This is a genomic window from Aeromonas fluvialis, from assembly GCF_000819885.1.
GTDB lineage: Bacteria > Pseudomonadota > Gammaproteobacteria > Enterobacterales > Aeromonadaceae > Aeromonas > Aeromonas fluvialis.
Map to the genome: position 1 here is coordinate 20,420 of NZ_CDBO01000074.1, position 24,179 is coordinate 44,598.

23 protein-coding genes and 1 pseudogene are annotated in these 24,179 nt (G+C 60.8%); 9 read left to right on the forward strand and 15 right to left on the reverse strand.

What is annotated here, in order from left to right; genetic code table 11:
• Nucleotides 1–2: 2 nt before the first annotated feature.
• From BN1125_RS16790 to BN1125_RS16810, 5 genes are all read right to left on the reverse strand, one after another.
• Nucleotides 3–206: a transcriptional initiation protein Tat gene (locus BN1125_RS16790; protein WP_026457913.1), complete on the reverse strand. Its 204-nt coding sequence runs from the start codon at nt 204–206 to the stop codon at nt 3–5.
• A 77-nt stretch (nt 207–283) separates the two neighbouring features.
• A complete protein-coding gene (locus BN1125_RS16795; RefSeq protein ID WP_042013679.1) occupies nt 284–904 on the reverse strand; it encodes a TorD/DmsD family molecular chaperone in 621 nt (206 codons plus the stop codon).
• A gap of 10 nt (nt 905–914) precedes the next feature.
• A complete protein-coding gene (locus tag BN1125_RS16800) occupies nt 915–2,663 on the reverse strand; it encodes a 4Fe-4S dicluster domain-containing protein (protein ID WP_042013680.1) in 1,749 nt (582 codons plus the stop codon).
• 103 nt (nt 2,664–2,766) lie between these two features.
• Nucleotides 2,767–3,360, reverse strand: a complete 594-nt coding sequence (locus tag BN1125_RS16805; protein WP_042013682.1) for a DUF3306 domain-containing protein — start codon at nt 3,358–3,360, stop codon at nt 2,767–2,769.
• Nucleotides 3,353–3,907: a DUF3305 domain-containing protein gene (locus BN1125_RS16810; protein WP_042013684.1), complete on the reverse strand. Its 555-nt coding sequence runs from the start codon at nt 3,905–3,907 to the stop codon at nt 3,353–3,355. Before BN1125_RS16810 ends, BN1125_RS16805 begins: the two co-directional genes overlap by 8 nt.
• Nucleotides 3,908–4,159: 252 nt before the next feature.
• Between BN1125_RS16810 and BN1125_RS16815 the strand changes: the two genes are divergently transcribed.
• The 3 genes from BN1125_RS16815 (at nt 4,160) to BN1125_RS16825 (ending at nt 7,485) form a co-directional block, all read left to right on the forward strand.
• Complete coding sequence (locus tag BN1125_RS16815; RefSeq protein ID WP_042013685.1) at nt 4,160–5,641, forward strand: HEPN domain-containing protein; 1,482 nt, start codon at nt 4,160–4,162, stop codon at nt 5,639–5,641.
• A gap of 104 nt (nt 5,642–5,745) precedes the next feature.
• Nucleotides 5,746–6,603, forward strand: coding sequence for a formate dehydrogenase accessory sulfurtransferase FdhD (locus BN1125_RS16820; RefSeq protein WP_042013686.1), 858 nt, complete (start codon nt 5,746–5,748; stop codon nt 6,601–6,603).
• Nucleotides 6,604–6,618: 15 nt separating this feature from the next.
• Nucleotides 6,619–7,485: a helix-turn-helix transcriptional regulator gene (locus BN1125_RS16825; protein ID WP_156993509.1), complete on the forward strand. Its 867-nt coding sequence runs from the start codon at nt 6,619–6,621 to the stop codon at nt 7,483–7,485.
• 79 nt (nt 7,486–7,564) lie between these two features.
• On the opposite strand, the gene BN1125_RS16830 is transcribed toward BN1125_RS16825, so the two are convergent.
• Together BN1125_RS16830 and BN1125_RS16835 are read right to left on the reverse strand one after the other, a co-directional pair.
• Nucleotides 7,565–9,667, reverse strand: coding sequence for a sensor histidine kinase (locus BN1125_RS16830; RefSeq protein ID WP_042013689.1), 2,103 nt, complete (start codon nt 9,665–9,667; stop codon nt 7,565–7,567).
• A 25-nt stretch (nt 9,668–9,692) separates the two neighbouring features.
• Nucleotides 9,693–11,048: a sigma-54-dependent transcriptional regulator gene (locus BN1125_RS16835; protein ID WP_042013691.1), complete on the reverse strand. Its 1,356-nt coding sequence runs from the start codon at nt 11,046–11,048 to the stop codon at nt 9,693–9,695.
• A gap of 250 nt (nt 11,049–11,298) precedes the next feature.
• Here BN1125_RS16835 and BN1125_RS16840 point away from each other — a divergent pair, with 250 nt between their 5' ends.
• The 6 genes from BN1125_RS16840 (at nt 11,299) to BN1125_RS16865 (ending at nt 17,140) form a co-directional block, all read left to right on the forward strand.
• The gene (locus BN1125_RS16840) at nt 11,299–12,132 is read left to right on the forward strand and encodes an ABC transporter substrate-binding protein (protein ID WP_042013692.1); all 834 of its coding nucleotides are present in this window, start codon (nt 11,299–11,301) and stop codon (nt 12,130–12,132) included.
• 64 nt (nt 12,133–12,196) lie between these two features.
• Nucleotides 12,197–12,898: an ABC transporter permease gene (locus tag BN1125_RS16845; protein ID WP_005334828.1), complete on the forward strand. Its 702-nt coding sequence runs from the start codon at nt 12,197–12,199 to the stop codon at nt 12,896–12,898.
• Between the two features lie 34 nt (nt 12,899–12,932).
• On the forward strand, nt 12,933–13,628 hold the full coding sequence (locus BN1125_RS16850; protein ID WP_042013694.1) for an ABC transporter ATP-binding protein: 696 nt from the start codon (nt 12,933–12,935) through the stop codon (nt 13,626–13,628).
• The gene (mobA, locus tag BN1125_RS16855) at nt 13,600–14,244 is read left to right on the forward strand and encodes a molybdenum cofactor guanylyltransferase MobA (protein WP_042013696.1); all 645 of its coding nucleotides are present in this window, start codon (nt 13,600–13,602) and stop codon (nt 14,242–14,244) included. Before BN1125_RS16850 ends, mobA begins: the two co-directional genes overlap by 29 nt.
• Nucleotides 14,241–16,019, forward strand: a complete 1,779-nt coding sequence (locus BN1125_RS16860; RefSeq protein WP_042013697.1) for a bifunctional molybdopterin-guanine dinucleotide biosynthesis adaptor protein MobB/molybdopterin molybdotransferase MoeA — start codon at nt 14,241–14,243, stop codon at nt 16,017–16,019. Before mobA ends, BN1125_RS16860 begins: the two co-directional genes overlap by 4 nt.
• Nucleotides 16,020–16,081: 62 nt before the next feature.
• Nucleotides 16,082–17,140, forward strand: coding sequence for an FUSC family protein (locus tag BN1125_RS16865; RefSeq protein ID WP_042013700.1), 1,059 nt, complete (start codon nt 16,082–16,084; stop codon nt 17,138–17,140).
• 77 nt (nt 17,141–17,217) lie between these two features.
• On the opposite strand, the gene BN1125_RS16870 is transcribed toward BN1125_RS16865, so the two are convergent.
• The 8 genes and pseudogenes from BN1125_RS16870 to BN1125_RS16905 all read right to left on the reverse strand — a co-directional run bounded on the left by BN1125_RS16870 (nt 17,218) and on the right by BN1125_RS16905 (nt 23,807).
• The gene (locus BN1125_RS16870) at nt 17,218–18,591 is read right to left on the reverse strand and encodes an HD-GYP domain-containing protein (protein ID WP_042013703.1); all 1,374 of its coding nucleotides are present in this window, start codon (nt 18,589–18,591) and stop codon (nt 17,218–17,220) included.
• A gap of 87 nt (nt 18,592–18,678) precedes the next feature.
• Entirely contained in the window at nt 18,679–19,221 is a 543-nt protein-coding gene (locus tag BN1125_RS16875; RefSeq protein ID WP_042013706.1) for a DUF3332 domain-containing protein, read from the reverse strand.
• A gap of 161 nt (nt 19,222–19,382) precedes the next feature.
• On the reverse strand, nt 19,383–20,627 hold the full coding sequence (locus BN1125_RS16880) for a methyl-accepting chemotaxis protein (RefSeq protein ID WP_244268518.1): 1,245 nt from the start codon (nt 20,625–20,627) through the stop codon (nt 19,383–19,385).
• A 230-nt stretch (nt 20,628–20,857) separates the two neighbouring features.
• A pseudogene (locus BN1125_RS16885) lies at nt 20,858–21,340 on the reverse strand (GNAT family N-acetyltransferase).
• Nucleotides 21,341–21,437: 97 nt separating this feature from the next.
• Nucleotides 21,438–21,881: a DoxX family protein gene (locus tag BN1125_RS16890; RefSeq protein WP_042013707.1), complete on the reverse strand. Its 444-nt coding sequence runs from the start codon at nt 21,879–21,881 to the stop codon at nt 21,438–21,440.
• Nucleotides 21,878–22,630 (reverse strand): HvfC/BufC N-terminal domain-containing protein, encoded by a 753-nt coding sequence (locus tag BN1125_RS16895; protein ID WP_042013709.1) that lies wholly within the window; start codon nt 22,628–22,630, stop codon nt 21,878–21,880. Before BN1125_RS16895 ends, BN1125_RS16890 begins: the two co-directional genes overlap by 4 nt.
• On the reverse strand, nt 22,623–23,471 hold the full coding sequence (gene bufB / locus BN1125_RS16900; protein ID WP_042013711.1) for an MNIO family bufferin maturase: 849 nt from the start codon (nt 23,469–23,471) through the stop codon (nt 22,623–22,625). The genes BN1125_RS16895 and bufB overlap by 8 nt, the downstream gene beginning before the upstream one ends.
• A gap of 72 nt (nt 23,472–23,543) precedes the next feature.
• Nucleotides 23,544–23,807, reverse strand: coding sequence for a BufA1 family periplasmic bufferin-type metallophore (locus BN1125_RS16905; RefSeq protein WP_034523690.1), 264 nt, complete (start codon nt 23,805–23,807; stop codon nt 23,544–23,546).
• Between the last annotated feature and the right edge of the window lie 372 nt (nt 23,808–24,179).

The following is a 24,179-nucleotide window of genomic DNA, read 5'->3' on the forward strand; positions in this document are numbered from 1 at the left end:
GCTTAGTCAGTGCCGCGCAGGGTGCGATAAAAGTCGTGAACATGGGGGGTCTCCCGATAGCCCTTGTCCGGCTCGGTATCGTGGGTGAGCACCTCTTTGCCCACTACCCGGCCGGTGGCACCGGCCAATACGCCTATGGTGGCGACCACGCCGACACCCTTGATCAGGTTACGACGTGACGGATCTTGCAGCTTGTCATCGCTCATCTTGTTCTCTCCGACGCTTGTTTTTGTTATGGCCGGCCCGGTGGCCGACATGGCTACGAACGGTATCTGTCATATGGTTATGGGCGAGTGACCACCCGAGCGCCAAACGGCAGGCGCAATTCGTTTTCCAGCTTGAAGAAATCTTCGGCAAGGGCGCCGACCGCCCGGTAGAAGCTGCCCCCTTTCGCCTGTTGCTGATCGCGGCAGCAGGCGAGAACCCAAGGGGCAAGGTGGCGCTCATAGAAGCGGTTACGCTCCGGGTGCTGCTCGCCAATCAACACTGCCATCACCTCACAGAGGGCGGCCAGATGATCTTCCGGCTCGCACACTCCGCTCTGGCGCTCGAAACCGAGCGACTGCAGATCTGCGCGCAGCACCGCCAGCGGCAGCTCCATCAGGGAGCCGGTGAGATACCAGGAGGCAAACGGCACGATCTCCCCGCGCCCCAGCCCGATAAAGAGATCCTGATACTCCTCGGCAAGCGCATGCTCGTGGTGGCTGCTGGCCGCCAGCTGCACCAGCCCCAGCCCTCTGGCAAAGAGGCCCGGCATCGGCTGCAACCCTTGCAGCCAGGCGAGCTGTTCACCACGGGGGGCGGCGCGCCAGAGGCTTGCCAGCAGGGCGTAGAGATCGGCGCTGCTCTGTTCCAGTTCGATCATGGTCAGTTCGCCAGCCTTTTCGTTATGTTGTTCACTCATCACTGGCCCCTTATATCTTGAGCTGGGCGGCGGGATCTGCCGCCAGCGCCGCAAACACATCCTTGACCCGACAGTCCTCGCACATCAGCAGCCGCTGGGCGGCCTCGTTCTGGAAGTGGGAGTGAGCGGCCAGTTTCTGCTGGATGCGGCGGATCATCGAGGCGGGCGCGAACGGCTTGGAGCAGCGAATGCAGCAGGCGGCCTCTTCGGCTTTCAGGCTCTGCACGGCGCGCCTCGCCTCAGGCACGGGTTGCAGGCGGGGCATCAGCACGATGGCCTGCTCGGGGCACGCCTTTTCGCACATGCCGCACTGGATGCAATCCTGCTCGATAAAATTGAGGCCCGGCGTGTGGCCCACCGCATGCAGGGCGCGGCTCGGACAGACCGCCACGCAGCCCATGCAGAGGGTGCAGTCAGCCTCTTTCAATTCAACGCTGCCGTATGGGGCGCCATGAGGCACTGCCAGCGGCTCGCGGCTCCCCTCATTGGCCTGCCAGAGGGCATCGAAGGCGGTAAACAGGTTTTCCCGTTTATCCCCTTTCAGCGGCTTGTCCAGCAGGGCAACGGCTGGCTGGCCGGAAACAGGCTCACCAGCATCCGGGTTAAACAGGGCGATGCGATCGGCAGCAAGACCCGCGCCCGCCAAGAGCACGGCGGCGCTGGCCAGCTCCCGCTCAACCAGCGCACGGACGCTGGCGGGGGCATCCTCGCCCAGCGCAATGCGCACCGCGCTGGCGCCATAGGCGAGGGCGGCGAACCAGCTCTCGATGCCTAAGCTGGCGCTCTCCTCCACCCAGACCGGCAGCCAGTTGGCGGGCAGGCGGGTGAGTTCAGCCTCCACCCAATCGCGCTCGTTTTCACCGGCGATGAGCAGTTGAGGCGCTTCGCCCCCCGCCTCCCGGTAGTGCTTGAGCAATCGGAACAGGTAGTCGCCGCTGGTGTTGGCATCGGGCTGGTGATAGGCAATCGCCCCGGTCGGGCAGGCGGAGGCACAGCTGCCGAAGCCCTGACAGAGATGGGGATCGATCTGGATGCGGCCATTGATGGGCTTGAGTGCATCGGTCGGGCAGACGTCGAGACAGCGGCTGCAACCGGGCACGCCGCGGGCGGTAAAGGCGCAGGCCTCGGGGTCGAGGCGAAAATAGCGCGGCTTGTCGAAGATACCGGTCAGCGCACAGAGCTCGGCGAGCCGTTCAGCCAGCTCTTGGTCATCGGCCAGATGCAGATAACCGACCGGCGGACGCTCCAGCGCAAAGAGCGGGGCGCGGCCCAGATCGGCCACCAGATCAAAGCGTGGCTCGCGTGGCTGTTCACTAACAGCAGCCGCTTGGTGTGGAAAGCCTTGTTGTGGGAAGCAAAGCGCCGCCAGGTTAACCCGCTCACCCTGCCCATTGAGGCCGGTGAGCTGGAACTGACCGAGATACCCTGTCAGGCTCGGCTCGCGCAGGGTCAGGGCCGCGAGGGATGCGGTGGCATCGAAAATGGTCTCGAGATCTGCTGCCTCGGCATCGTGGACCGCTTCGGTCACCAGCAGGGTGGGCTTCACCCCGGCAGGCAGCAGGCTGGCAGCGCGGCGAATGCGATCTTCCGGGCCGACCAGCAGCAGGCGCCCCTGACTCCGGTAAGAGACAGTGGCCGGGATCAGGTTGTCGGTCTTGACCGTATGCTGCAGGGCATAGGCGCGCGCGTTATGCGCGGCCGCCCCCGCCCCATGGGCAAGATTGGAGGCCAGATTTGGCAATGTTTGTTCAGTGCTCACATACGCTCCTGTGCGCGCCACCTCATGGGATGGGCGCTTGTTGGTAAGCCGAGAGAGCAAGAGGCGAGCCAACTCCCCCGGAAAAAAAGTGACTGACAGGGAGTCAGGATCCTGAAGGTTCCATTTCCCCACCTTTGGTTGGGACATTTTGTCCACCAGAGGAAACCAAAATGTCCCGATCGTCGGTGTGGGTTTGAGAATGGTTATCAGCCAGCTCGTCGGCGGCAGGTTCGCTGACAATCGCCACCGGTTCAGCGGATCCGCTGGCCGGATTGGCCGATTCGCTGTCCGGGGCGGTTACCTGATCTACCAGCCAGTTGCGCAGGCCAGCGGTCAGGGCCGCAGGCAGCAATTCGGGCTGGCTGAAATCCTGGGTGTAGTCGTCGAGCCCATCCGGCTTGTGGCTGCGAAACATGGCCCGCAGCGCCTCCTTGTCGGGGAGTTTGGCCTTGCCCGGCTGGGCCGTTGTTAGCGGCGGTTTGCCACTCTCGGCCCCCTCAACGGCAAGGGATTCACAGCTCCCCTTGTCAGTGCTGACTACGGGGCTATCCAGCGCAGTATCTGGAGTTTCAGCTTCGCCACTGCTTTCGGTTGACACGGTAACAGCCTCGGGAATGGCCTCTTCCCTCGGCTGCAATACCTGATGCTTGCGCGCCTCACTCTTGCGAGACGACCAGCGCTTTAGGAACTCACTCATGGGCGCGATTTCCGCTGTCGCTGCCACGCTCACGGCCATCGGGGCCGGTGGCCTTAACGGCGCCACAGCTGGCTTGATCTTGGTTATCGACACCCAGCTGATCCTGCGCCCGTCCCTTGCCCTTCTTGCCCTTGCGGCGGGCCTCCAGCAGCTCGCCGTGGCGGCCGATAAAGGCCTCCACCCAGGCTTGCAGCGCCTCGGGCAGCGGGCAGGAGAGCACCTGCCGCTCGCCATCCATATAGGCGGCGGCCACGGTCTGGCTCAGGGTCAGGCCATCGGCCACAAAGCCACTGTCCACGCGGCTTCCGGTCACAAAGAGGCGGGGCGAGCCGGAGCTCAGATTGAAGCGATAATCCCCCCGCTCATCGCGAAACAGAGTAAGGGGTAAGGCACCAGCAGCCTCGGGCTCGGCGGGATGGAGCGCCGCTATCTCGAAGCGACGGCTCTGCCAGCGGCCAACCTGACTGTCGATGGCCTTTAACTCCAGTTGCAGCCAGCGCTGCGGGGGCAAGGTATTGGTGGTGTCTTGCACTGTCACGGCTCCCATCAGAAGGTCTCTGCCGGGCCGCCCTCCCCCGTGATCCACCCCGTTCGGGGCGGCTCACGGCAGGAGATTTATGGCGGCCACGGCCATCAATGGGATAAGACATAGCAAGAGTGGGGCCAAGGCCGGATTGAGTGTTCCATCAAGGCGAACACGATACGCTGCAATTCCAATACGCGACCGTTCGAATGCGCGTTGCTATTCGTATTGGCAGCCCTATGGAATAATGCAAGCAAACCATTGTGGAAAATTAAAATGCGTATCACACCAGAACTAAAAAATAAAGTTATAGAGATTGTTGATGAGTTTTGCTTCAATCACAAAAAATTTCAGGAATCACCAGAAGAGTTTTGCTGTCAGCAACACAATGATGGATTGATTCTGTATACAATAAATTCCCACCAAATTATTAATGACACAACCAAGATAGCAGTACGTCAGCTATATCGCTCTAGAGCTATTGATCAAAAAGTTAGAGCCTTAGCTAGGTTGATCCAACAAAAGGCTAATATCAACTGCTATGCTTCCGAGCTGATAAACCCTCTGTTGAATTTATTTTGCAAGCTGATAAACCAATGTATTCAAGAAGATTCTTCGCTGGAAGACTTAATAAACCAAGAACTTCCTAAAGAAATCAACTCTATACGCAGAGATTTAATAAAGAAAAGAGAGTTTGGATTTCCATACCATATGCTAGGACTAACCCAGGGGATAATATTATCTAACTCAATATCAATTGAATTATCACAAGACAATGATTTAAGTGATTCTGATAAGAAACATTATGAATTTGACCGTCATCTTTCATTCAATGCCTTTATAAAAATAAAGATAAAGGAAAAAATAAGCCCTAAGCTTGGGTTAGATCGTGCAAAGAAAATAAATTCTTTTGTAGCCAATTTTATAAACTTTGACTGTCATTTTATAAATCATAAAGAAACCCCATTTTCCCCTTGCATTGCATCCAACGCAAAGATAAGAAACACATATGATTTTTATCTCGTTTTTAACCATAGAAACGAAAGAAGCAAATCAGACACTTTAAGGTTTTTATACAACAAAGCTGATGGTGAAAACTATTGGAAAAACCTTCTCGACTGCCTGTGTAATGACGAATACCAAAAAGATAGCGAGGTCATATTAAGCTTGATGGCATTAGCTTCGGATTTTAGTAAAAAAAGAAGAGTTATTGACATCATTGTAAATTCAATAAATTGGTATAGTGATGCATTTGTCGAAGACAATAAAGAGTCACAGATAGTCAAATGCGTAACAGCTATAGAGTCACTTGTGAATTATGGAGAGAATACTAACAGTGAGAAAAGCCAAGATTCAAAACTAATAGATATGATTGAAGCCACCTTAAATAATACATCTGAAGAGGTGATTGAAAACACTATAAACGATATAAATAAGCTCATTGAATCATACCGAGACAAGAAAGTAGTACTTTCAAAACACAACTCCTATAGCGGAGTCACAGAAAATTTTAGACTGCGGGTTGGGAAATTATACAATGAAAAAGACAGAGCTTCTTTTGAGAGCAAAGCACAAGAGATTTATAAGGCAAGAAGTCAAATTGTACATGGTTCGGGACTCACTGAGTCGCTATCATTTTGCCCCCTAAAATTTTGTCGCGAAACTATCTACAATGCGATCCGTTATTTTTATTCATTCGGATTGAAACGGGATGATTATAAAAATAAGCTACCGATATACTTAGAAAAAATAAAATAGAACAACTTATTTTAACCTACTCAAACCAGTATTTCCTAAAAAATCTGGAACAAAACTTGCTGTATCCCTCCCCTTAGATCCCAGCAACCGGTCGCGAGGGACCCATGACACCGACCTTTATCAAAAGCAATGCCGCAGCCCAGCTCACCATGACCGTCGAGGTGATGGATGAACAGGGCACAATGAACACCCGCCAAATCGCCTGTGAGCGGCCACTGACGGTCTACCTCAACTGGAAGGAGATAGTAACCCTGATGACGCTGGGGGCCCGCCCCGAGGCGCTGGTGCTGGGTTACCTTAAAAATCAGGGCTTTATCGAGGATATTTCGGCCATCGAGTCGGTCATCGTCGACTGGGAGAGCGAGGCCGCCGCCGTGGTGAGCAGCCAGCAGGCCGCCGATCTCGACAAGTCACTGGAGAAGAAGACGGTCACCTCCGGCTGCGGTCAGGGCACCATGTATGGCAGCGTGATGAAGAAGCTCGAAGGGGTGCTCTTGGCGGCGCCCGAGCTTAAACAGAGCACCCTCTATGCCCTGCTCAAGGCGCTGTCGGCCCATAACGAAACCTACAAGATGGCGGGGGCTGTGCATGGCTGCGCCATCTGTCGCGGCAGCGAAATCCTCTCCTTTGTCGAGGATGTGGGGCGCCACAATGCGGTGGATACCCTGGCCGGCGAGCTCTGGATGCGCGGCGAGGCTGGCCACGACAAGATCTTCTACACCACGGGGCGGCTCACCTCGGAGATGGTGATCAAGGTGGCGCAGATGGGCATTCCGGTGCTGCTATCGCGCTCCGGCGTTACCCAGATGGGGCTGGATCTGGCCCGCCAGCTCGGCATCACCATGATTGCCCGCGCCAAGGGGCGCCACTTCGAGGTATTCAGCGGTCACGACCATATGGTGCTGGACGAGAAGCCGCCGGTGCTGGCGCCCAGTCCGGCTGGTCGCGGGATGCGGGATTAAGTCATGAACGAGTTTATGAACGTCAAGCAGGTGGCGGAATACCTCGATCTCAACGAGAAGAAGGTCTACCAGCTCGCCAACGAGGCGCGCATCCCCGCCACCAAGGCGACCGGCAAGTGGCTGTTTCCCCGCTCCCTGCTCGACCGCTGGCTGCTCGGCAGCTGCCACGAGGGGGTGATGAACGACCGGCTGCTGCTGGCGGGCTCGGACGATGTGCTGCTGCACTATGGTTGCAGCACGCTTGCGCGGCAGCTCGGCACCCAGGCACTGGTAGGCTACACCCCGTGCGGCACCCGTCAGGGGCTGGCGATGCTGGCGCGCGGCCATGTGGAGATCGTAGCCATCCACTGGGGGCAGGCCGAAGAGGCCCACCTGCGCCACCCGGCGCTGGTGCAGCAGTATCAGGGCCACCGGCAATGGGTGATCGTTCATGGCTTTCGCCGGGTACAGGGGCTGGTGCTGCGCCAAGGGCTGCAACCCAAGGAGGCGAAAGAGGCGCTCGACTGGCGCTGGGCCATGCGTCAGGAGGGGGCAGGCAGCCAGCGCGCCCTGCAGGAGTGGCTGCAAACGCAAGGGGAGTCGCTGACCCGGCTGGAGCGCACCCTCGAGGTCAACAGCGAGCGGGAGCTGGCCGCCGCCATCAGCCGTGGCGATGCCGATGTCGGGCCCGGCGCCCAGAGCACCGCCACCGAGTTTGGCCTCGGCTTTATGCCGTTGTCGCAGGAGTGTTTCGATCTGGTGATGCCGCAAGGGGTCTTCTTTCGCACCCTGCTGCAACAGCTGATCGGCTGGCTGCAATCCCCCGAGGGGCGCGAGCTGGCGGCCCGCCTCGGCGGCTATGACCTTACCCAGAGCGGCAAGCTGGTGTGGAGTCCGCAGTAAATTAGCACCACCCACCGACAAAACAGCCCGCCAACTATGTTGACGGGCTGTGTTTATCACGGGCCTTTTTATAACAGCATCAATCGCTTGTCTCACGCCCCTCGGCATTGAGGGCGATGCGCCACCCTTCCAGTTTCGCGGGCTCGCTGCCGCTGGGCAGCAGGGCGTGGCTGCGCAGCCGCACGGTAAAGCAGCTCCCCTGCCCCGGGGTGGAGTCGACCAAGAGCTCGCCGCCCCAGCGGCTGATGATGCGGTGGCTCAGGGCCAGCCCCAGACCGGTGCCGGTGGCGCGGGTGGTGAAGAAGGGGTCGAAGATCTTGTCGATAATGGCCGCTTCGATGCCGCTGCCGTTGTCGATGACCCGCACCTCGGCCCCACGCAGCTGACCCAGTTCATCGCACCAGTCGCGGCTCTCGACCCGGATCTCCCCCTGCTCCCCCAGCGCGTGGCTGGCGTTGACCAGGAGGTTGATCAGCACTTGCAACAGCTGCTGGCGATCCGCCTCGATGGGCTGCTGGGCCTTGAGATCGGCCACCAGCTCAATCTGCTGCTGACGCAGGGCGGAGCGCACCAGGGTCAGGCTCTCCTCGATGATGGGATTGAGATGCTGCCACACCGGCGCAGTTTCATAGTCGCCGGGGCGGGAGTATTGAAGCAGGCTGCGGGTAATGGCGCGAATGCGCTCAATCTGGGCCAGCACCAGCGCCAGCTCCTCACTAACCGGCTCGGCCGCCTCCCCCAGCTCCAGCTTCATCAGCTCCACATTGCCAAGGATCACCGCCAAGGGGTTGTTGATCTCGTGGGCCACCCCGGCCGAGAGCTCGCCAAGGGCCGCCAACTTCTCGCTGATCAGCAACTGCTGACGCGCCTCGGTCAGCATCTGGATATGATCTTCCAGCTCGGCGGTCTTGAGCTCGAGGCTTTGGGTGCGCTCGGCCACCTTCTGCTCCAGCTCGTCGGCGCTGCGGGCCATCTGCTGCTGGTGCGCCTCCTGCCTGTCCAGCATGGCGTCGAACTGGCGACCGAGCAGGGCCAGCTCGTGATCCGGGTCGAGGGCCAGTTCACCGATGCGAGCCGACTCCCCGGCCTGCACCTGCCGCACCACCTTGTGCATCCGCTCGATGGGGGTGAAGAGATCCCGCGCACCGCGATAGACCAGCAGGCCGGAGAGCAGCAACAGCAGCACCACGCCAGAGCCCAGCTCCACCAGATTGGTGAGGTAGGTGCGGATAAAGGGCCACTCGAGAAAACCGACATAGAGCATGCCGATCCGCTCGCCATTGGTGCCAAGCAGCGGCTCGTAGCCGGAGACATACCAGGCATCGTGAACGAAGGCGCGATCGATCCACATCTCCCCCCGCCCCAACACCTGTTCGCGCACCGGGGCCGAGACCCGGGTGCCTACCGCCCGCCCAACCTGACGGCTGCTGCTGACCGGCACATTGGTGCTTACCCGCAGATCGTCGAGAAACAGGGTGACGGTGCCGACGCCGCCATCCGGCAGGGTGTTTTTGGCGAACACCTGCCCCTTGATCTCGTCCACCAGCCGGGTGCTGCCGTTAATCAGCTCGCCCCCCTCCAGCACGGCCCAGAGCGATCCGTCGCGGCCCATCACCGGCGTCAGTGACAAGCTGATCAACCCCCTGTTCTCCATCGCTTTAGTGCCATCCCGTTGCCACAGCACGGCCCGTTTGGCCAGTTGCGGGGAGAGGGCGAGCATCTCCTGCTGCGACCAGAGCACGAAGTGACTGGTGCTGCGTCCGGCCGTGAGGGCGGCGCGCTCCTGCGCCGTCAGCTGCTCCAGCTCGGGGCCACGGCGCAAACGCAGAAAATCGAGGCCATAGTTGGCCGCCAGCGGCATCACCCAGTCATACAGCTGATCCGGCGATTCGCGCAGCCGCAGCTGAAAGGCCCAGGCATCGCGCAAATGCTCGAGATGCTCGGTCTGGCGCTGCTGCTGCACCGTGATGGCATGGTGGGCCACCCCGAGATCGCTGCGCACCGTGGTAAGCAGGTTCTGCCAGCTGTAGGTGAGGGTCCAGTAGAGAGTGAGCGCGATCATGCCCACCAGGGTGAGCATGATGGGCACCGAGGTGAGCAGCAGCAGGCGCCAGCGCACCTTGGTTCGCACGCAGCTGGGCAACAGGGCCCGTATGCAGCGGGAGAGCAGGGTCAGTTTCATCGCCACCCCATCCGATCACCCTTTATCATTCGATGGCCCACTCCTTGAACTTGCGATCCAGCGTCTTGCGCGCTACCCCGAGCACCCGGGAGGCGGCCGACTTGTTGCCATCATGGCTCGCCACCACTTGCAGGATGTGGGCCTTCTCCACCTCTGCCAGCGGCCACGCCAGCGGGTAGCCCTCCTCGCTCGCCCCCAGTTCGGCGGGCTTGCTGCTCTGCCAGTATTCCGCCGGGGGCTTGCCCAGCAGCAGGCAGCGCTCGATGAGGTTGCGCAGCTCCCGCACATTGCCGGGCCAAGGGTAGGCTTGCATCGCTACCACATCCTCGTGGGTCCAGCTCAAGGAGCCCATCCCCATCTCGGCGGTGAGCTGGCGGGTAAAGTGGTGTACCAGCGCGGGGATATCGTCGATGCGATCCCGCAAGGGGGCGACCGGCAGCGCTACTACGTTGAGGCGATAGAAGAGATCTTCGCGAAAGCGGCCCGCCTCTACCTCGGCCTTGAGGTTACGGTTGGTGGCGGCGACGATGCGCACATCCACCGCCAATTCGCGCTCGGCCCCCACCGGGCGAATGGCCTTCTGCTCCAGCACCCGCAACAGGGAGGCTTGCATGGCGAGCGGCATCTCGCCGATCTCGTCCAAGAAGAGCGTCCCCTGATGAGCGACCCGGAACAGGCCATCACGCCCCTTGCGGGCGCCGGTAAAGGCCCCCTGCACATGGCCAAACAGCTCGCTTTCGAGCAGCTCCGGGGCGATGGAGGCACAGTTGAGGGGCACGAAGGCCCCTGCCCGGCCGGAGAGCTGATGCAGGGCGCGGGCCACCAGCTCCTTGCCGGTGCCGGACTCCCCCTCCACCAGCACGGCGGCATTGGAAGGGGCGACCCGGGAAATCAGGGTCTTGAGCTCGCGGGTCTTGGCGCTGTCGCCGATCAGGGTAGGGGGGAACAGCTTGCTCACCTCCCGGCGCAGCAGCAGGTTCTCCCGCTCCATCTGGCGGCGCTCGATGACCCTGTCCACCGCCTGCAGCATCTGCTCGAGATTGAAGGGCTTGAGGATAAAGTCGCTGGCGCCAAGGCGCAGCGCCTTGAGGGCCGTCTCCATATCGCCAAAGCCGGTCATGAAGATGATGTCGCTGCGGCGGGTGCCGGGCTCGATGGCCTCGTGCCACTCGATACCGGAGCGCCCCGGCAGCCGGATATCGGCGATGATGAGATCAAAATGCAGGCGGCAGCGCAGGGCTTCCGCCTCCTCCACGCTGGCGGCTGTCTCTATCTGGGCGAAGCGCTTGGCCAGCGCCTTGGCCAGAAAACTGCGCATGCCGGGTTCATCATCAAGGATCAGCAATGAGAGGGCAGACCAACTGCTGGCGGGGACAGTCATGAAAAAAATACCTCGGGTTCGGCCAGGTTCCGGGATTGTCCCGGCGACCTTATAAACTGTGGGACATTTTGTCCCGAGTCGCCTCTATCCGCCAAGCCCGATTAACAAAAGCGGTGCGGCGATCACGCTATTAATCTGCTTAACAAGCGGTTTTTACATCAAAAAACAGGTCATAAACGGTTTTTACTCAAGCTGGCACCCTGCTTGCTTAGTTTAGCGCTCTCGCCATCAACCGGACTCTCTGACAACCATGATCACAATGCGCCTTCGCTTTCTCCGGCTGCTCTCCACCGTTCTGCTGCTGGGGCTGTTGAGCAGCACCAGCCAGGCCGCGAACCCCAAGCCCCCGATCCGCCTTGCCACCACCACCAGCACCGAGCAGTCCGGTCTGCTGGGCTGGCTGCTGCCCCAATTCACCAAGGAGACCGGTTATCCGGTGCAGGTGATGGCGGCTGGCACCGGCCAGAGCCTGAAGATGGGCGAAAATGGCGACGCGGATCTGGTGATGACCCACGCCCCCTCTGCCGAGAAGAAGTTCGTTGACGCGGGCTTTGGCATCGAGCCGGTACACCTGATGTATAACGACTTCGTCATCGTCGGCCCGGCGAAAGACCCGGCGGCTCTGGCCAAGCAGCACGACGCGGCCAAGGGGCTGCAAGCCATCAAGGATCAGGGCCAGACCTTTATCTCCCGCGGTGACGAGTCCGGCACCCACATCAAGGAGAAGACCCTGTGGCAAGCCGCTGACGTCAAACCCGAGTTTGCCGGTTACAAATCCATCGGCCAGGGGATGGGCCCGACCCTGACCATGGCCTCGGAGCTGGGCGCCTACACCCTGACCGACCGTGGCACCTGGCTCGCCTATCAGAGCAAGCTGGATCTCGCCGTGCTGCTGGAGGGTGACAAGCGCCTGTTCAACCCCTATCAGGTGATCCTGGTCAACCCCAAGCGCTACCCGGATCTCAACACCGAAGGGGCACGCACCCTGAAGAACTGGCTGGTCTCCGAGCATGGCCAGAAGCTGATCGGCGACTTCAAGGTGGCCGGTCAGGCGCTGTTTGTGGCGGATGCCAACGGGAAATAATGGCAACGCTAACCCCTGCGATGACCTTGATGGCCCTCCCCCTGCACCATGAGAGAGAGGTTTGATGCCGACACTGATCGACACGACGTTAGCGGCCCTCGCCCTGCTGTTCAGTGGTGACACCGAATTGTGGCAGGTGGTGGGGGTTTCCTTCTCCGTCTCCGGCATCGCCCTGCTGCTGGTGCTGCTGCCCGCGCTGCTGCTGGGCTTTGCCCTGGCCTATCTGCCGCTGCCCGGCCGCTGGCTCTGGCTCTCCTGCATCAATACCCTGCAATCGGTGCCGACCGTGGTGATTGGCCTCTTGCTCTATATGCTGCTGTCGCGGGCCGGCCCCTTTGGTGACTGGAAGCTGCTCTTTACCCAACAGGCGATGGTGGTGGGGCAGATGCTGATCGCCTTTCCGGTGATCGCCACCATGGCTCACGCCGCATTTGTCCAGAGCGATCGGCGCGCCTGGGAGACCGCCCTGACCCTCGGGGTCTCCTGGCCCAAGGCGCTGATCGGCCTGATGCACGAGTGCCGCTTTGGCCTGCTGGCCGCCATCATCGGCGCCTTTAGCCGCATCGTCACCGAGGTGGGCTGCTCCATGATGGTGGGGGGCAATATCCTGCACTTCACCCGCAATATCCCCACCGCCATCGCGTTGGAGACCCAGAAAGGGGCTTTCACCCAGGGGGTGGCGCTCGGCATAGTGCTGCTCACCCTCGCCCTCTTGCTCAACCTGCTGCTGACGGCGTGTCGCGGCCACAGCTATCTGAAGAACTGACCATGCCCCCACTGTGTATCAACAGGAGTACCCCATGGCCCTGACCGCCCAGCAACTCACCATGCGCTTTGGCGAGCGCCAGCTGTTCGAGATTGACCGGCTCGCCATCGCACCGGGGAATGCCATCTGGCTGCACGGGGCCAACGGGGTGGGCAAGACCACCTTGCTCAAGATCCTGGCGGGGCTGCTCACCCCCACTCGCGGCTACACCAACCTGCCGGGACGCTGGCAACGGCTGCGCAACCGGCTGCTCAAGCGGGATCTGGGGCCGGGCCGGGTCACCTATCTGCATCAAACCCCCTATCTGTTCGATCGCAGCGTGCACGACAACGTGGCCTGGGCGCTCGATAAACAGCTCGGCAGCGAGATCCGGGTGTTCGAGGCGCTGCGCCGGGTCGAGCTGGAGGGGCTGGCACGGGAGCACATCAGTATTCTCTCCGGTGGCGAACGGCAACGGCTGGCGATGGCCCGCGCCTGGGCGCTGCAACCGGCCTTTCTGCTGATGGATGAGCCCACCGCCAATCTGGATACACATTCGATTGCCCTGATGGCCGCATTAGCGCAAGATCTGCGGGAACATGGCAGCGGCCTGGTGGTCATCAGCCACCAGAGCAATGCATTGACCGACCTGTGCGAGCGGCAATGGACCCTCGCCCGTGGCCAGCTGCAAGAGACGACCCCTTTAAAAATCATCGAGCGACATGACTTCAAAAAGCGACAGCCACTCTGATCCCGTTGCCGTATCAGCCGTGATCCTGGCAGGAGGCCGCGCCACCCGGATGGGGGGCGAGGACAAGGGATGGGTAACACTGGCGGGACGCCCTCTTATCGACCACGTTTTGGCTCGCCTGCGCCCCCAGGTGGATGAGGTGCTGATCAACGCCAACCGCAGTCAGACCCGCTATCAGGCGCTGGCCCCGGTCATCAGCGATGACAACCCCGACTATCTCGGCCCGCTGGCGGGCATGCAGGCGGGTCTTGCCGCCGCCCGTCACGACTGGGTGCTGTTTGTCCCCTGCGACGGCCCCGCACTGCCGCTGGATCTGATGAGCCGCTTTCGCGCCGCCCTGACCCCGGATACCGAGCTGGTAGTTGCCCACGATGGCGACTGGCTGCAACCCGTGGTGGCCCTGCTGCACAAATCCCTGCTCCCCTCCCTCACCGCCGCACTGGCAGAGGGTGAACGCAAAATCGATATCTGGTTTGCCCGCCACAATATGGCGGTGGTGAGCTTTGCCGATCAGCCGGATGCCTTTATCAATCTCAACAGCCCTGCCGAGCTGGCCGCCTACGAGGCCCGTCTGCTTGCCCCGGCTATCGCCCCCCAACTAGGAGTCACGTCATGACCCCGGCCCCCACTCTTCCCCTGCTCGGCTTCGCCGCCTGGAGCGGCACCGGCAAGACCACCTTGCTGGAGCAGTTGATCCCCCTGCTGGTGGATCGCGGCCTGCGCATCGGAGTGCTCAAGCACGCCCACCACGACTTTGACATCGACCAGCCGGGCAAGGACAGCTACCGCCTGCGCAAGGCGGGCGCCCAACAGATGATGGTCGCCTCCCGCCGCCGCCATGCGCGCATTACTGAAACAACGCACGGCGAAACCGAGCTGGCCGAAGCCGACTTTCGCCAGCTGCTGGCCAGCTTCGATCAAACCAGCCTCGACTTGCTCTTGGTCGAGGGGTTCAAGCATGAACACTTCCCGAAAATCGAGCTGCACCGCGCCGAGATTGGCAAGCCGCTGCTCTTCCCCGAAGACGGCGACATCATCGCGCTGGCCAGCGATCAGCCCCAACAGAGTGGCGAACAACAGCAGACAAGCCTGCCCCGCCTCGATATCAACGATCTGGCGGCCATTGCCGACTTCGTCTGCCGCTGGCTTGACGGCTGCCAGAGCAAGGAGCCGGAGGCGGGCAAGGGCTTTCTCTCGGTAGAGGCTGCCCGCAATGCCATTCTGGCGGCCCTCACCCCGAGCACGGCCTGCAGCGACAAACCGCTGGCCCAGTGCCACGGCGCCGTGCTGGCCGCCGATCTGATAAGCCCCATCAATGTGCCGCCCCACGCCAACTCGGCGATGGATGGCATCGGCCTTCGCAGCGACGATCTGGCCGCCGGTCGCTGGCAACTGGTGGGGGAAGTGCTGGCGGGCCAGCAGCGCCACGAGCCTGTGCTGGCCGGTCAGGCGGTGCAGATCATGACCGGTGCCCCGCTGCCCCCCGGTGTGGATACCGTGGTGATGCGGGAAGAGACGCTGATTGAAGGTGAGTGGGTCACGGTCACTGCCCCGATCCGGGCGGGGCAGAATGTGCGCCTGGCCGGCGAAGATCTCGCCAAAGGTGCGGTCGCCATCCCGGCCGGGACCTGGCTGGGCGCCCCCCAGCTGGGGCTGGCAGCATCACTCGGTCAGGCCTGTCTCACGGTGCGCACCCCGCTGAAAGTGGCGCTGTTCAGTACCGGCGACGAGGTGCAGGCGCCGGGCGAGCAGCTCGCCCCCGGCCATATCTTCGACAGCAACCGCTTCACCCTGATGGCCCTGATCCGCGCCGCCGGATGCGAGGTGATGGACCTTGGCATCATTCCCGATGACAAGACCATTCTGCGCCAGCAGCTGGAGCAGGCCGCCGCCAGCGCCGATCTGGTGTTGAGCTCGGGCGGAGTCTCGGTGGGCAATGCTGACTTTATCAAGCTGGTGCTGGCGGAGCTCGGCCAGATTGATTTCTGGCGCATCCAGATGCGGCCGGGTCGCCCGCTCGCCTTTGGCAAGCTGGGGCAGACCCCCTTCTTCGGCCTGCCGGGCAATCCGGTGGCGGCGATGATCTGCGTGCTGCAGTTTGTCGAGCCCGCCATCGCCCGCTTGCAAGGCAAGCGGTGGCAGCCGCTGCGCCTCTCGGCACTGGCAGACGAGAAAATGAAGAGCCGCCCGGGGCGCACCGAGTTTCTGCGCGGCATCTTTCATCAGGACCGTAACGGCCAGCTGCGGGTGCGCACCACAGGGCCACAGGGCTCGGGTATTCTGAGCTCCATGAGCGATGCCAACTGCCTGATTGAAATCGTACCGGATCAACCCGGGATCGCCGTTGGCGAGCGGGTCTGGATCCACCCCCTGCAGGGACGACTGGCCTAAATCCCGACGGGGCGTCGGCCGGATGCACGGCGCCCCGTCCCCCACCTGACAGGAGGCAGACCGTGCGTCTTGATGCCCCCCTCTCCCGACTCGATCTGCTGGTCTATGGCCGCTACCGGATCGTCCATGGCCTGCGCATTGCGCTCGCCTTTATGCTCACCTTTCTGCTGACCCGCGAGCTGAAACTGCCGGAGAGCACCTGGCCGCTGATAACCTTGGTGGTGGTGATGGGCCCCATCTCGTTCTGGGGCAATGTGCTCTCCCGCGCCCTGCAGCGGGTGGGGGGCACCATCTTCGGCGCCAGTTGCGGGGTCGTGGCGCTTTATCTCGAGATCTACTCGCTACCGCTTACCCTGATCTGGTGCGGGTGCATCATGTTTCTCTGCGGCTATCTGGCCCTCGGCAAGCGCCCCTATGTGGGGCTGCTGATCGGCGTCACCCTGGGAGTCACCATGGGGGCCATGCCGGGGGATATAGAGACGGCGCTGTGGCGCAGTGCCGACGTGATACTGGGCTCCCTGCTGGCGCTGCTCTTTTGCAGCATCTATTCCCAGCGGGCCTACAGCCACTGGCGGCTGCAACTGCACCAGATCCTGCAGCAGTCGGGGCGGCTCTATCACACTCACCTCTCCCCCAATGTGCTGGAGCGCCCGCACCTCAAGCACAATCTCTCCCAACTGTTGGCACAGACCGGCAAACTGCGGGCCCTGCTGGCCCCTGCGGCCAAGGAGACGCGCCACAGCGTCGCCCTGTTTGATGCGGTGCAGGTCACCATGCGCAACACCCTCTGCACTCTGGAGATGCTGGCCAACACCTACTGGAACGATCGGGAGAGCCACTTTCTGATGCAGAGTACCCGCGAACTGCACGCCTGCCATCTGGCCACCGAAGAGGCGATCAACCAGCTTGCCCTGATGATGCAAACCGGTGACGGGCGTGGCGCGGATGCCGCCATCGCCCGCCTGCACGAGGTGGCGACCCAGGTATCGCTGCCGCCCAACGCAGAGGCCGCCATCAATGGTTACCTCTGGCTCAACGTCCAGCTGACCGAACAGCTCACCCACCTGCGCCGCCTGCTGGGACTGATCCTCACCCCGCCCCATCGCAAGCAGCCGGACTAGACCCAATGCAAAACGCCCCGCAGTTGCGGGGCGTTTTGCTGTCTGACTGGCCGTTTGGGCCATGAAGGCAGCAAATCTTAACTGGCATTGGCCAGCGGCTGCTCGGTGGTGAGGTAGAGGGAGAAATCCTGAATACCCGCCTGCAGGGCGGCAAAACAGTCGGGGTCTATCGCGGTGTCCAGATTCTCCGCCATCATCTCCAGCGCCTGCGGCATAGGGATGGCGCCGCGATAGGGGCGCTTGGCGGTGATGGCATCGAAGATGTCGGCTGTGGTGATGATGCGCGTCTCAAGGGTAATCTCGTCCCCTTTCAGCCCCTTGGGGTAGCCCTTGCCATCGAGCCGCTCATGGTGGGCGCCCGCCACTTGCGCCAGCTCCTCGAAGGCACCGATACGACTCAGGATCTCCTCGGTGTAGGCGGCATGCATCTGCACCGCCGCCCACTCCTGCGCATCGAGTTTGCCCGGCTTGTCGAGAATGGCGTTGCTCACCCCGAGCTTGCCCACATCATGGAGCAAGGCGCCCCGCTTGAGCCAGCGCCGCCGTGACTCCGGGATCCCCATCTGGGTAGCGAGAATGTCGGTATAGAGCGCCACCCGACCGCTGTGACCTGCGGTGTAGGGGCTCTTGGAGTCAACCACCTGACCGAAAGCGGCGGCGATCTCGTCCAGATAGTCCTCGTCAAGCGCCACCTCCCCTTGTCCGGAGGCATGGCTAAACACCCACTCTGCCAGCTGGGGGTCCGCCAGCCCTTGCCAGAAATACTCATCGGCCATGGCTTCGAACTGCCTGACCAGCTCGGGATCAAACCAGCTGCCACTGCGCCCGCGCAGCTCCTTGAGCACGGCCTGCGGGCCTGCGGCGGCATGAAACACATCCACCACCTGACAGAGCAGGGCGATGCGGGAAAAGAGCGGGATCGCATCACCGGCCAGCTGTTGCGGTCGCCCCTTGCCATTCCAGTGCTCGTCAAGAGAGAGGATGCCACCGGCCACCTCATTGCTGAAGCGCAGCTGGCGAGCGATATCGGCGCCGCGATGGCAGCGGGTGTGGATCAGCTCGTTGGCAATCTGATCGCCATTACGAAAGATGTGAAACAGGCTGCGAAAGCGCCCCAGCAAATCGGCCTGCAGGCCGGTGTGGCCCAGTACGAAGTTGACCACCTCGGAGAGGGAGCCATCCACCAGCTTGAAGTCGCGCTTGAAGTGAAGATCGTCGGTGAGATAGAGCTCGCAGATACGGGCGGCATTGCTGCTGCACCCAAGATCCTTAAGCAGGAGCGTGTAGTAGAGATCATGGCGCAGCCGGGCGTCCAGTCCCAGCCGCTCCCCCAGACGGGAACCTATCCAGCAGCAGCGAATGCAGTGTCCTCTTGGTTGCCCCTCGGTCATATCGAGCGCATGACTGAGGGAACCAATCAACTCCGCCAATCGCAATCCATTCACCGTCATAGTCTACTCCCTTAGACATCATGGCGATTTTGCCAGCAGATTAGGTATACCCCATCTGAAGCTGGAACGATCTGGATTCAGTTGAATTTAGGCAGCAGCCTTGCCCTGATTAGCCCGCTCTTCCAGCTCCGCACGGCTCAGGGTAGAGACAAAGCGGCCATCGAAGTAGATATCCATCAACTCGCCACGCATCATGCTGCGGTGGCCATCCAGATAGTGCACCTCCATCTGGGCGGTATGCTCGTCCGGGTAGCTGATCTCTACCTCGCGCACCCCTTGTGGCAGCATGGCCAGCGGCACTTTCTTGAGGGCCGGATCCAGATGCTGGTTCACCTTGATCACCGGATTGGCCTTCATGTCCACCACAGCCGGAGATTTGCCGGTGATGGGGTTCTTGCCAGACCAGAACTCGATGGTATTGAAGACGAACAGGTCAGCGGTCGCGGCCAGACCGTAGACAGGGGAGAGCAGCATAAAGACCCCGGCACGAGCGTAGCGGTTATCCACCACGCTCAGGTTGCCCTTGGTGACCATGCCGGAAAGCCCCATCTGCCCCATACAGCCGCCCAGACCCATGCTCGCGACCATAACCAGCAGGGCCATTGCCCGCCCCTTCTGTTGTAATGCCATCGTGTTCTGTTTCTGCTCTGAAATAAATGAGGCGGCAAGCCTAATCAAGGGGCCAGAAGAGGACAATTCACAATGGCGGGACGATACAGGAGGGGTTCAGATTGGGGCACTGACTGCTCAAATATGAGTCAATGCCCCGGCATGGCAGGAAGTCAGGGTGTTCAGATGGCCAGACCAGAGACGGTGCTGGAGACGTTGTTCGCCTCCCGGCGGATGTCGCTCATCACCTCATCCACCTCGCCCACCTGCTGCTTGCCCAGCTCGGCGCTGCTGGCGACGTCGGACATCTCGGAGGTGACCTTGGCGGTCAGCTCCCGGTTGTTCTGTACCACCTTGGCAATCTCGTCGGTAGAGAGAGACGTGCGGGCCGCCAGCTGGCGAACCTCGTCGGCCACCACCGCAAAACCGCGCCCCTGATCCCCCGCCCGCGCCGCCTCGATAGCTGCGTTAAGGGCCAGCAGGTTGGTCTGATCGGCGATGCTGCTGATGGTGGAGACGATCGCCTCGATGCTGCGCGACTGCTCGTTGAGCTGGTTGATAAGACCAATGCTGTGAGTCAGCTGACTGGCAATAAGGCTGGAGGTATCGACCACCGAGGAGAGCAGACCCGCGCCGCGCTCGGCGCAGCTCAGGGTCTCCCGCGCCGCATCGTGGGCCAGCATGGCCGCCTCGCGCACCGCATCGCTCTTGTTGATCCGCTCGGTGATGTCACTTGCGAACTTGATCACCTTCACCACCTTGCGATTCTCATTGAGGATCGGATTGTAGGTCGCCTCCAGCCACACCTTGCTGCCGTGGCTGTTTTGACGGCAGAAGAGACCGGACTTGTACTGGCCACGGCCCAGCTCATCCCAGAAGTGGGGCTGTTCGCGATAGAACTGATCGTCGCAGAAGATACGGTGATGCTTGCCTTGCACCTGCGCCAGGGTATAGCCCATGGTATGGAGGAAGTTGCCGTTCGCAGCAATCACCTCCCCGCTGGGGGTAAACTCGATGACCGCCAGCGACCGATCCAGCGCCGTCACCACCGCTTGCTGGCTGAGCAGTTGCAGGTGGTGCTCGGTAATATCGGCGGCGATCTTGATCACCTTGGTCACCACGCCCCGCAACTTGACAGGAAAATAGGTCGCCTCCAGCCAGATCGCCTCACCCCGTTTGTTGAAGCGCTGAAACACCCCGGAGCGGGAACGCCCCTGCTTCAAATCCGCCCAAAACTGCTGATAGTCGATGCTCTGGGCATGCTGCTTGTCGCATAAGAGGCGGTGATGCTGACCGATAACCTCGGTCGCACTGAAGCCCACCACGTTGAGAAAGAGATCATTGGCGGCCAGCACAGTGCCATCCGGCGTAAAGGTGATGGTCGCCACGCTGCCGTGCACAGCGTCAAAAAATCCCTGCTGTTCCAGAAGTTGATCCTAGCACTGCTGCAACTCGGCTTTCAGTTTGCTATTGAACATCGAAACTTATCCTCCAGACTGGCACCCACCATGGCCAAACCACGCAGTGGATCAATAAGATAATGGTGGCGTGCTCCATCAGCATAGTTGGCGGCGTTGCCGCGATCCCATCTGACGCCATATTTATTGCTGTAAATCAAATTCACCGACCAAGCGCCACTCATGCAGAGCTGCAACCCTTACTCCACCACCGGTTGCCACTCCAGATAGGCCGGATTGGCGACAAAGCCGATCCGCTCATAGAGAGGGCGCCCCTGCTCGCTGGCATGGAGCCACACCTTGCCCAGCTGACGCGCTCTGGCGAAGGCCGTTATGGCATCGAGCAGCGCCGTGGCGATCCCCTGCTGGCGCTATTGTGGCCGCGTATACATATTGAGCAGATACCCCTCCATCCCCGCCAGATTGCCGGGATAGGGCGGCCGTTCAAATAATGCCAGCGTCCCTGCCGCCACGATCTGTTTGCCGCCCTCCTGCGTATCGGCCTCAGCCAGCCAGGATAAAGCACTCTCTTTACTCATCGCCCGGGTAAAGTAGTCAAGGGTGGCCTGCCACAAGGCCGGGTCTGCCTGCGGCGTCACCAGCTCACCGACCTCACAAGACAGCTCCATGCGCAGCGCCACCATTGCGGGAATATCTGCGGCCCTTGCCTGACGAATGATCATTGGCTGCTCCTTTTCTCTCATGGGAAATTTCGCCGGCCGTCATTATGACAAAGAGCGCCTTGTGGCGCTCTTTGTGATTGGGGAAATCACTGATAAATCAATGGTTGCGACGTGTCAGCCAATAATCCAGGCTCAGCACACCGCCGCCCCAGATAATCAGGGTCAGCAGCATCCAGCCCCACAGCTGGTGATCGTAAAAGCCACCCGCCCAGAGGGTCGGGTAGGAGATCACCGCCATGAGATTGAAGCCAAACAGCAGCAAGGCGGCCGGGCGAGTAAAAAGCCCCGCCAGCAGGAAGAGCGGCAACAGCAGCTCGGTCGCCGTACCCAGATAAGCAGCCCACAACCAGGGCAGCAGGGGCACCTGATACTCGGATTCAAACAGATAGAGGGTTGAATCCCACGCCGTCAGCTTGAGCCAGCCTGAAGTGATAAAGACCGAGGCGATCCACAGCCGCGCCAGCAACAGCACACCGGCGCTGCTCCAGCGCGGCAAATCACCACTCGAGCTGGCCAGCGCCAGCCATTTGTTTGCCATCATGGCATTACCTCCATATCCACCAGCAGACCAAGGGTTATCAGGCGAGTGAGATGTTCACTGGCCGCAGGGTCGACCGCCAGCAGCTCGACCAGCGCCGTACCAGCGAGACAACCCTGCAACAACGCCCACTCACCCGCCGTCAGGGGCAAGGGCACAACCCGGCAATCCGGCTGTTTCTTCAATGCCAACCAGACGGGGGCATCAAGCACCTCCACCGCTTCACCACCGTGCAGCGCCATCTGCCACAGGGCCAGCACCGGATAGTCGCTGGCAACCAGCAGCAGGTCTGTGGCTGGCAACAGCCGCAGCCGCTCCCATTGTTGCGGCGATAATGCGGCCAGACGTTCGGCTGGCCAGCAGCGGGATTCCAGCGGCAGCAGACTGGCACGCTCAAGCTGCCACTCGAACTGCGCCAGCGCCTCCAGCCAGGGCAATCCGGTAGTGGTTGGCAAGCGGGCCAGCCATTGGCCAAACCCGGCGCCATAGTGCATGACGCTCCCTTCCCTGAGTGGCTCGGCCAATACGAAGCCACGGGCCGCCGCCGCAAAAAAGTCGTCCCCGACCATGGCCCTGACGGCGGGATAACTGCTCGCCAGCACCTCACCAAGGCTCAGGATGAAGTGGTTGCGATAGACCTGCAGCACCGATTCGGCAGGAAAGAGCCGGGAGCTGATGTGAGGGGCAATGGCGTCAGGCGCCCCCAGCAGACCATCGGCAAAATGCTGTTGCAGCCGTGCCAGTTCAGCCATGAGCTACCTCCCGTGGCGCACTCATGGCGCGCGCCTCATCCAGAATGGCGCTGGCCTGCGCCGCCTCTGCCAGCAAGACCGGCAGCGGCGGGATCTCGAGATCCCACTCAATCAGGGTGGGAATGGCCTGCTTGCGACAGATCTGGCGATAGAGTTCCCAGACCGGCTCCACCACAGGGGCGCTGTGGGTATCGATATAGAGGGAGCCTTCCGGCAGCTGTTTCTCGGTATAACCGGCCAGATGGATCTCCCCGACGGTGGCGAGATCGATCGCCGCCAGATACTCATCGCAAGAGAAACCGTGATTGAAGGCACTGACATAGAGATTGTTGAGGTCGAGCAGGATGCCGCACTCGCTGCGCTGCTGCAGCTCGGCCAGAAATTCCCACTCGCTCATCTCCCCGGCCAGTTGCAGATAGGAGGAGGGATTTTCAATCAGCATGCGGCAACCCAGGGTCTGTTGTACCTGCTGGATCTTGTCGCTCATGTTGCGCAGGGCGGCGCGGGTATAGGGCACCGGCAGCAGATCGTTGAAATAACGCCCGCCAATGCTGCCCCAGCTGAGATGTTCGGAGATCCGTACCGGTTTGATCGCCGCGGCCAGTGTCAACAACTGCTGCAAATGGTGCGGATCGAGCGGGTCGGCAGAACCGAGGGACATACCAACGCCGTGAAGACTGACGGGGTAGTGCTGCGCCAGTTCGGCGAGCACCTGAAAACCGTGGCTGTGCCGTTCGAAGTAATTTTCACTGTGCACCTCCAGCCAACCGACTGTCGGCAGGGTATGCCGGATCTCGTCGTAATGGGGAGTGCGTAGTCCGATACCAATCAAAGGGTTCATCGCAAGACTCGCTTTCGCCAATCAGAGAAGATGCAGGGGGCGACCCGTTGGCCATCCCCTGCCCGATGTCTCTTACTTGGGTTGCAGCGAACCGCCTACCAGCTTCTCGCACAGCCCTTTGGGCATCACCACAAAGGCATCACCCTGAGCATCTTCCTTGGCGGTACCGGCGCAGGAGCTGCTCTTGGTCGCACAGTCATTCTTGCTGGCCTTGACCACGCCGTAGCACTTCTCTTTCTCTTCGGCAGCCATGGCTGGTGCCGCGATAAATTGGGCGCCCAGCGCCAGCAGACCGGTCATGGCGGAGGCGATAGCAGTGCTTTTTTTAACATTCATGTTCATGTTCCTTTTGATGTCGTTGGATGTTGCTGATATCCCCGATTTGTCGCAACCGGGTACCTGCAATAGAACCGGCAAACGGGACGTTCCCTTTCAAAAAAACAAAAAAAAGAATTAAAAAACGTAAAAAAGATCTTTAGTTGATTGATTTTAAATGCCTATTTCCAGATAAAAATTTTCACTCCAACCACCAATCTATGAACAAAAAAAGCTCCACACGACACATCTCCTCTCGTTACTCCTCTTCACCGCCACCATCAAAAGAGGTGCTTCAAACATAAAAAAGCCCCGCCAACAGGAAGGGCTATGGGCAACATTTGAGAAACAATAAACCAACGCGCGGGCTAATGTTGGGAGCCAAGACTTGCG

Bases quoted from the DNA above. Each gene is read 5' to 3' on its own strand.
- BN1125_RS16825 (WP_156993509.1), top strand. From the start codon at position 6,619: ATGAACGTCAAGCAGGTGGCGGAATACCTCGATCTCAACGAGAAGAAG.
- BN1125_RS16835 (WP_042013691.1), bottom strand. From the start codon at position 11,048: ATGACTGTCCCCGCCAGCAGTTGGTCTGCCCTCTCATTGCTGATCCTT.
- BN1125_RS16820 (WP_042013686.1), top strand. From the start codon at position 5,746: ATGACACCGACCTTTATCAAAAGCAATGCCGCAGCCCAGCTCACCATG.
- BN1125_RS16815 (WP_042013685.1), top strand. From the start codon at position 4,160: ATGCGTATCACACCAGAACTAAAAAATAAAGTTATAGAGATTGTTGAT.
- BN1125_RS16890 (WP_042013707.1), bottom strand. From the start codon at position 21,881: ATGATGGCAAACAAATGGCTGGCGCTGGCCAGCTCGAGTGGTGATTTG.
- BN1125_RS16810 (WP_042013684.1), bottom strand. From the start codon at position 3,907: ATGGGAGCCGTGACAGTGCAAGACACCACCAATACCTTGCCCCCGCAG.
- BN1125_RS16875 (WP_042013706.1), bottom strand. From the start codon at position 19,221: ATGGCATTACAACAGAAGGGGCGGGCAATGGCCCTGCTGGTTATGGTC.
- bufB (WP_042013711.1), bottom strand. From the start codon at position 23,471: ATGAACCCTTTGATTGGTATCGGACTACGCACTCCCCATTACGACGAG.
- mobA (WP_042013696.1), top strand. From the start codon at position 13,600: ATGACTTCAAAAAGCGACAGCCACTCTGATCCCGTTGCCGTATCAGCC.
- BN1125_RS16860 (WP_042013697.1), top strand. From the start codon at position 14,241: ATGACCCCGGCCCCCACTCTTCCCCTGCTCGGCTTCGCCGCCTGGAGC.
- BN1125_RS16805 (WP_042013682.1), bottom strand. From the start codon at position 3,360: ATGAGTGAGTTCCTAAAGCGCTGGTCGTCTCGCAAGAGTGAGGCGCGC.
- BN1125_RS16905 (WP_034523690.1), bottom strand. From the start codon at position 23,807: ATGAATGTTAAAAAAAGCACTGCTATCGCCTCCGCCATGACCGGTCTG.
- BN1125_RS16895 (WP_042013709.1), bottom strand. From the start codon at position 22,630: ATGGCTGAACTGGCACGGCTGCAACAGCATTTTGCCGATGGTCTGCTG.
- BN1125_RS16845 (WP_005334828.1), top strand. From the start codon at position 12,197: ATGCCGACACTGATCGACACGACGTTAGCGGCCCTCGCCCTGCTGTTC.
- BN1125_RS16850 (WP_042013694.1), top strand. From the start codon at position 12,933: ATGGCCCTGACCGCCCAGCAACTCACCATGCGCTTTGGCGAGCGCCAG.
- BN1125_RS16870 (WP_042013703.1), bottom strand. From the start codon at position 18,591: ATGACGGTGAATGGATTGCGATTGGCGGAGTTGATTGGTTCCCTCAGT.
- BN1125_RS16840 (WP_042013692.1), top strand. From the start codon at position 11,299: ATGATCACAATGCGCCTTCGCTTTCTCCGGCTGCTCTCCACCGTTCTG.
- BN1125_RS16790 (WP_026457913.1), bottom strand. From the start codon at position 206: ATGAGCGATGACAAGCTGCAAGATCCGTCACGTCGTAACCTGATCAAG.
- BN1125_RS16830 (WP_042013689.1), bottom strand. From the start codon at position 9,667: ATGAAACTGACCCTGCTCTCCCGCTGCATACGGGCCCTGTTGCCCAGC.
- BN1125_RS16795 (WP_042013679.1), bottom strand. From the start codon at position 904: ATGAGTGAACAACATAACGAAAAGGCTGGCGAACTGACCATGATCGAA.